Here is a 4,717-nt window from a genome sequence, read left to right on the forward strand (position 1 = left end):
GGGAATCATCCGCAGTGGTGTCATTCGAGCGTCGTCAATATTGCCCAGTCCGGCTATTTCTCCAGTGACCGGACAATTCAGCAGTACGCCGATGACATTTGGCGCATCAAGCCGGTCAAACACTAACTAAGAATCAGGAGGATAAGATATGAAACTCAGTGCAATCGACGAGTACAGTACCTTCTTGTATCATCAAGGTACAAACTACGCCAGTTATCGTCTTTTCGGGGCCCATTTCACGGTCCTGCGCCGCAAGCCTTGTGTGCGCTTTGCCGTCTGGGCACCTCATGCGCAGCAGGTCAGCGTCGTCGGTGATTTCAATCACTGGGACGCTGATGCCAACCCCATGGAACGGAGCAGCTGCGGCAATGGCATTTGGGTTACACATATTGCCGGCCTCCAGGAAGGGGACATCTACAAATACGCCATCACGACGGCATCGGGGGAACGCATCTTAAAGAGCGATCCTTACGCCTTCTGGTCGGAAGTACGTCCCAATACGGCATCGAAATTGACGAAACTCCACTATGCGTGGCGCGACAAGAAATGGATGGACAGCCGCAGTGCTTACGATTCGTACCGCAAGCCCATGCTGACCTATGAAGTCCATCTCGGCTCGTGGCGCCGCGATGAAGACGGGGAAATGCTGTCGTACCGCGACATAGCGCCCCAGCTCGTCGATTATGTCAAACAGATGAATTATACCCACATCGAGCTCATGCCGCTGTGCGAATATCCCTTTGACGGCTCCTGGGGCTATCAGGGGACGGGCTATTTCTCCGTGACCAGCCGCTACGGCAGGCCGGAAGATTTCATGTATTTCGTCGATCACTGCCACCAAAACGGCATCGGCGTCATCGTAGACTGGGTACCGGGCCATTTCTGCCGCGATGCCCACGGCCTGCGATATTTTGATGGCGAACCGTGCTACGAATCGGGCAATCCCATCCTGGCAGAAAACAAGGAATGGGACACTATGAATTTCGATTATGGCCGCACGGAAGTGCAGTCCTTCCTCATTTCCAGCGCCCTCTTTTTCCTGAAGGAGTTCCACGTCGATGGCCTGCGCATCGATGCCGTGGCCAACATGCTGTACCTCGACTACGGCCATAGCGACGGCCAGTGGCAGCCCAATAAATACGGCGGCCAGGAAAACCTGGAAGCCATCGATTTCATCCGCCGCCTCAATAAAGCCGTCTTCGCCGAAGTCCCCCAGGCCCTGATGATCGCCGAAGAATCGTCGGCCTGGCCGCTGGTGACGAAACCCATCGAAGTGGGCGGACTGGGATTCAATTATAAATGGAATATGGGCTGGATGAACGACATGCTGCGCTATATGTCCATGGATCCCTTGTTCCGCAAAGACCATCAGAACCTCATTACCTTTTCCCTGTGCTATGCCTTTTCGGAAAATTTCGTCCTGCCCCTGTCCCACGATGAAGTCGTCCACGGCAAACGGTCGCTCCTGGATAAGATGCCCGGCGATTACTGGAAGAAATTTGCCGGCCTGCGGGCCTTTTACGGCTACTGGATGTCTCATCCGGGAAAGAAGCTCCTGTTCATGGGCGGCGATTTCGGCCAGTTCATCGAATGGAAATACGATGACAGCCTGGACTGGCATCTCCTCGATTACGATATGCACCGCAAACTGCACGACTACGTACGGGAACTGAACGGATTCTATGCATCCCATTGCGAATTCTGGCAGGAAGACTTCGACTGGTCCGGCTTTTCCTGGATCAGCTGTGATGACCGGGACAACAGCGTCATCGCCTTCTTCCGCAAGGGGATCCACAAGGAAGACCTGACCATCGTCGTCTGCAATTTCACGCCTGTCGTGCGCCACGATTACCGCTTCGGCGTGCCCCAGCCCGGCACCTATGTGGAAGTCTTAAACAGCGATGACAGCCGCTTTGGCGGATCCGGCGTGGTCAATGAAGGAAAATTTACGGCAGAAGAGATCTCCATGCACGGCATGGACCAGTCCCTGTCCCTGACGCTGCCACCGCTGGCAGCCATATACATCGAACTCGATTCGGCGGCAGAAGCTCACCGCACCGTATCGGCTGCTATGAGCGGCACCGTACAGCAACGGCGCGCCCCGGCCCGGGGAAAATCCCGGACAGGCAAGGCTTCCCCTAAGAAGAGAGCCAGGAAAAAACAGAGTTGAATGACATAATCATCATACGATGGGATCATAATTTTAAGAGTGTACTAAGAAGGTGATACAGATGGTAAAAGTATTGTTTGCGGCTTCCGAGGCCGTTCCTTTTATCAAGACCGGAGGCCTGGCAGATGTCATGGGAGCGCTGCCGAAGGCACTGGCATCCAAAGGGATGGATGTGCGTCTGGTCATTCCCAAATACAGCCAGATTGCCGAATCGTTCCGGGCACAGATGAAACCGGTCACCCACGGCATCGTCAACCTGGCCTGGCGCCAGCTCTACTATGGCGTGGAAGAAATCGACTGGAACGGCGTCACGGTCTACTTCATCGATAACGAATGGTATTTCAAGCGGGACCGCCTCTACGGGTTTGATGACGACGACGAACGGTTCGCTTATTTCTGCCGCGCCGTCCTGACCATGCTCCCCAAAGTGGGATTCCAGCCGGACATCATCCACTGCAACGACTGGCATACGGGCCTCATGGGCGTCTTCCTGAAAGAAGATTTCTATCATGACCCGTTCTACCAGCACATGAAGATTATCTATACCATCCACAATCTCAAATACCAGGGGATTTACCCGCCATCCATCATGCGCGACATCATCGGCCTGCCGCAGGAACTCTTTGACAACGGCAACCTGGAATGTGATGGCTGCGTCAACTACATGAAATCAGGCATGGTCTATGCCGACTACATTACGACTGTGAGCAAAACCTATGCCCAGGAAATCACCTATCCCTATTTCGGGGAACGTCTGGATGGCTATATCCGCTCGGCCCGGGACCGCATCACGGGCATCATCAACGGCCTCGATGAAGATGAATACAACCCGGCGGCGGATACGCATATCGCCGCGACTTATACGGCCGATACCTTCCCGGCCAGGAAGCATATCAACAAGGAAGCCCTGCAGCGGGAACTGGGCCTTCCTGTCAACCGCAATATCCCCGTCGTCGCCATGGTGACCCGCCTGGTAGCGGATAAGGGACTGGATCTGGTGACCTGCATCATGGATGAACTCATCGAAGAAGATATCCAGCTGGTCATCGTCGGCACCGGCGACTGGGCCTACGAAGATGCCTTCCGCAATCTGGCCCGGCGCTATCCGACCAAGGTGTCGGCCAACATCCTCTTCAACGAAGGCCTGGCCCATCAGGTATATGCTGCCGCCGACATCTTCATGATGCCGTCCCGCTACGAACCATGCGGCCTGAGCCAGCTCATCGCCCTCAAATACGGGGCCGTGCCGGTCGTCCGGGAAACGGGAGGACTCAAGGATACGGTCATCCCCTTCGATAAGTATACGAATCAGGGCAACGGCCTGACATTCATGAACTTCAATGCCCATGAACTGCTGTTTACCGTCAAGAGAGCCCTCAGCTACTACGCCGATCCCGTCGTCTGGGAACACCTCGTCCGCAATGCCATGGAAAGCGATTACGGATGGGACCGCTCGGCCCAGGCCTATGCGGATCTGTATCACACCGTATTAGACAGATAATGACACCAAGGACCCCTGCCCGGCATGCTGCGGCAGGGGTTTTGCGATAAAGAAAGGAACGACTATGGAACTACGCCTATATCATGATTCCCACGACAGCCACTACCGGTCCCGCTTTGGCGCCGTACCGTCCGGGTCAGAGCTGACCCTGCGCCTGTCCGTCAGCGGCCGGCCGGCCTCTTCTTGTAAGGCCACCGTACGGCTCTGGCAGAGCAATGCCGGGGAATCGCTCGTCCCCATGACAGCCGCAGGGGATACCTTTGCCGCGACCTGGCAGGTACCGCAGAAGGGCTGCCTCTTGTGGTATTATTTCATCGTCGAATGGGACGGCAAACGCCTGTACTACGGCAATAACCAGGACCACCTCGGCGGCGTGGGAGCCCTCTATGACACGGTGCCGCCGGCGTTCCAGATTACCGTCTACGACAAGAACGCCCATACGCCGGACTGGTTCAAACACGCCATCGTCTACCAGATTTTCCCCGACCGCTTCTGCCGCGGCCGCATGGACTGGCAGCACCTGGCGGGCAAACCCGGTGCCGTCATCCACAGCTCCTGGGACGACCGGCCATATTACTGCAAGAATACGGAAACAGGTGATGTGGTCCAGTACGATTTCTTTGGCGGCGACCTGGCCGGCATCGGGAAGAAACTCGACTACCTCGCAGATTTAGGCGTTACGGCCATCTATCTCAACCCGGTCTTTGAAAGCTGCAGCAACCACCGCTATGGCACGGGAGACTATCACCGCATCGACCCCTTCCTGGGGACTAATGACGAATTTTCTGCCCTGTGCGAAAAAGCGCGCAAGCGGGGCATCCGCATCATCCTCGACGGCGTATTCAGCCATACCGGCGCCGACAGCATCTATTTCAACCGCTTCGGCCATTATCCGTCCCTGGGCGCCTATCAGTCCAAAGAATCGCCGTACTATGAATGGTACCGCTTTACGGACTACCCCGACGACTATGAATCGTGGTGGGGTGTCAAGGATCTGCCGGACGTAGAAGAAACGACGCCGTCCTATATGGATTTCATCATCCGCA

Annotated in this window: 4 protein-coding genes; all 4 read left to right on the forward strand. The window is 55.8% G+C overall.

What is annotated here, in order from left to right; genetic code table 11:
* A partial coding sequence (locus DBO31_RS01875) for a glycogen/starch/alpha-glucan phosphorylase (protein ID WP_150824302.1) occupies positions 1 to 126 on the forward strand: 126 nt, incomplete at its 5' end.
* Positions 127 to 148: 22 nt separating this feature from the next.
* The gene (glgB, locus tag DBO31_RS01880; protein ID WP_150824303.1) at positions 149 to 2,170 is read left to right on the forward strand and encodes a 1,4-alpha-glucan branching protein GlgB; all 2,022 of its coding nucleotides are present in this window, start codon (positions 149 to 151) and stop codon (positions 2,168 to 2,170) included.
* Positions 2,171 to 2,231: 61 nt separating this feature from the next.
* Positions 2,232 to 3,671 carry a glycogen synthase GlgA gene (glgA, locus tag DBO31_RS01885; RefSeq protein WP_150824304.1) on the forward strand — a complete coding sequence of 480 codons (1,440 nt, stop codon included), beginning with the start codon at positions 2,232 to 2,234 and terminating at the stop codon, positions 3,669 to 3,671.
* A gap of 64 nt (positions 3,672 to 3,735) precedes the next feature.
* Positions 3,736 to 4,717, forward strand: a 982-nt coding sequence (locus DBO31_RS01890; RefSeq protein ID WP_255413320.1) for an alpha-amylase family glycosyl hydrolase, incomplete at its 3' end; no start/stop codon positions are given.

The organism is Megasphaera sp. DJF_B143, assembly GCF_900320625.1.
GTDB classification, from domain to species: domain Bacteria; phylum Bacillota; class Negativicutes; order Veillonellales; family Megasphaeraceae; genus Megasphaera; species Megasphaera hexanoica.

Coding starts and splice junctions, on each gene's coding strand:
- glgA (WP_150824304.1), top strand. CDS start 2,232: ATGGTAAAAGTATTGTTTGCGGCTTCCGAGGCCGTTCCTTTTATCAAG.
- glgB (WP_150824303.1), top strand. CDS start 149: ATGAAACTCAGTGCAATCGACGAGTACAGTACCTTCTTGTATCATCAA.